Raw genomic sequence first — 2,439 nt, forward strand, 5'->3', positions numbered from 1 at the left:
ACACCCATACAAAAACTGGAAAAGTTAAACAACGGAAATTCTACAGATAGCCTCCATTAAAAATGGGGGGATTACCGGATATTAACAAAGGCTATAACTTTCTGTGGTCATAGGTTGGGTGAGTAGTTCACAGCATAAGCCAGCAATCCCACAAGTTGTTGTTAAATACACCTTAAGAAAGGGTGACGTGGGTATGTAAATATATACTACTATAAAATGCTTTTTAGATAGTTTGAAGTATAACTTTGAGAGTTTAGTAAATAAGCCAACCAGATTTTATTAAAATATTCAGCCACTTATACAAAGTAAAACTAATTAGAACAAGTACATTTAGCAAATAAAAGTTTATCAGTGGAGAGGGAACTTCTTAACTAAAAAGTCCAGACTAGTCGACCTAAATAAGCTTAAATGGTTACGGTGAACGCTTACTCTCTTGAAAACCAAATAGTATCTGCAAAACTAATTGCAGCTGTAAAAAGCTTCATTAACCCCCTTATTTTTCATGTCTGAATTCTCATCTAAAAACTTAATTGAGACTAAAACAGATAAATTTTCTACCTTTACCACCTTAAAACGAAAGTCATATGCGTCTGAACATAAATAGCTCCCTCGCTTTATAGAGGTAATGCTATCTAAGTCTTTATCACTAAGGGAAAGTACACCGTAAAATTCTTCGTTTTTAATTTTAAAAAGTAGCTCCCCCTTATAAAAAAAATCACCTTTTTCTAACCTTGACCCATATATGACATTGCCCTTTAAGGTAGAGTAAACATACTTTTTTGACTCATAATTATCATACGCCATTAATAGGTCCTTTTTATTAACGAGATCCCCGTTTTTGACATAAACTTCACTAATATTCCCTGACTCTCTGGAATATAAATACTCCTGAAGCTCGGGAGTATTTATATTAAAAATAGCGGAAAATGAAATTGCAGTATATAGATTGACTATTAACAAACCCCCCCCTTACTTTATTAAATCAGATAAACGAGAAACAGAAGATAACATATCAACAGGAGAATCAGTCATAGTCGGTCTTACAATCGTTATCCCTGTTGCACCGTTTATCATCTTAGTTTGATCTAATGCTATAAGATTTCCTGCATTCAACTCTTTTGATTTTAGTACTTTTAAGTTTTTTTTCTTTAATACAATTTTCATAAATATTAATCCTATTATTAGTATTTGTTATCGTTTTTCGTGAACACGAATTAATTTATCCTAAAAATATAAAAAAATGTAATTATTAATTATTATTTAACAGCATAACAATTAGACTTAAGCTGTTGAAATTAATTAAATTATAAACATTAGCAAGTGAAAAGGTTGGCATAAGATAAAACTTGTTTTATTTTTAAATGAGCGATAGTATTTAGTTTCCTTATTGCATTTGCATTTCTCGCACGTGTAGCCCAAAGTACCGCCATACTTTGGGCATATCCCTTTAAATTTATATAGCTTCCGAATTACTCTAATAACCTTACTACTCATGCTTAAACGCTGAAAAAAAACTAATCGTTGATGATACTTGCCAAGAAAAAATAAGAATTATCATGCGTTACAAGCAGTTTTTTGAGGGATACCGAATAGTTCCCTACTTACGCTAGGGTTTCAGTCATAGAGAAGTTAGAAAGTGCTTGAAAGTCATTCAAAGCACTATAAATATTGAGGCCCGCCGTAATAATATTATCTGTACGCGGTTGCGCATTCTCAAAGCAAATATTTACTTCGACAACCTTTATCATCATGAGAACAAAGTTTGAGTCTAAAGCTTAATGGGTTGCTCCGGCAGTACATTAGCAGAGGTATAAAATTAAGCACAGTAATGGACAAATAGATTATGCAAGAGCAACGTGACAGAACTAGAGTCTAGGGAAATAACTTTATTACAAACAACTGAAGTTATCTGAAATACACTTAGAGTGTGTGACTTAATTTAGCTAGTTGTACATTATAGACTTGAATTCGCAGTTACCAAAACGCAGTAAACTTACATCCTAAGTAATGCCACATTTTCTAGCATTAAAACCTCAAATTAAATGCAAAAAATACTGCGTTAAGTTTGAATAGAATTTTTCGGGCTTTAGTCTAATATTAAAACCTTAACTTTTTGCAATTAAAAGAAATTAGATTAGCGAGTAACTCAAAAGTTAAAGATATTAAATAAAATTGATTTTATCCAGAAATAAACAGCAAAATTAAATTAAGCACCAATCTGTTCAGTCAACTTTTGTGTTTTAAATAACAAGTATGTGTTCTATAGAAAACGCACAAAGTCACAGCCAATTAAGTTATTACATATAAAGATACAAAGGAGTTTTCTTTGGAAAAACCAATCAAATTTAAGTCGTACTAATTTCAGGGCAAGATCACGAACTTTACCTTGACTTAAAAGTATGATCTTATACTCCTTTTTTAAGGAGCATCCCCATGTCT

2 protein-coding genes are annotated in these 2,439 nt (G+C 31.7%); both read right to left on the reverse strand.

The annotated features are described in order from the left end of the window. Positions 1-459: 459 nt before the first annotated feature. Positions 460-804: a hypothetical protein gene (locus tag NRL14_RS20630; RefSeq protein ID WP_306725502.1), complete on the reverse strand. Its 345-nt coding sequence runs from the start codon at positions 802-804 to the stop codon at positions 460-462. A gap of 165 nt (positions 805-969) precedes the next feature. After that, positions 970-1,164: a hypothetical protein gene (locus tag NRL14_RS20635; protein WP_096794050.1), complete on the reverse strand. Its 195-nt coding sequence runs from the start codon at positions 1,162-1,164 to the stop codon at positions 970-972. Positions 1,165-2,439: the final 1,275 nt, after the last annotated feature.

The sequence above is a fragment of the Pseudoalteromonas sp. 20-92 genome, assembly GCF_030847595.1.
GTDB classification, from domain to species: Bacteria; Pseudomonadota; Gammaproteobacteria; order Enterobacterales; family Alteromonadaceae; genus Pseudoalteromonas; species Pseudoalteromonas fuliginea.

Coding starts and splice junctions, on each gene's coding strand:
- NRL14_RS20630 (WP_306725502.1), bottom strand. CDS start 804: ATGGCGTATGATAATTATGAGTCAAAAAAGTATGTTTACTCTACCTTA.
- NRL14_RS20635 (WP_096794050.1), bottom strand. CDS start 1,164: ATGAAAATTGTATTAAAGAAAAAAAACTTAAAAGTACTAAAATCAAAA.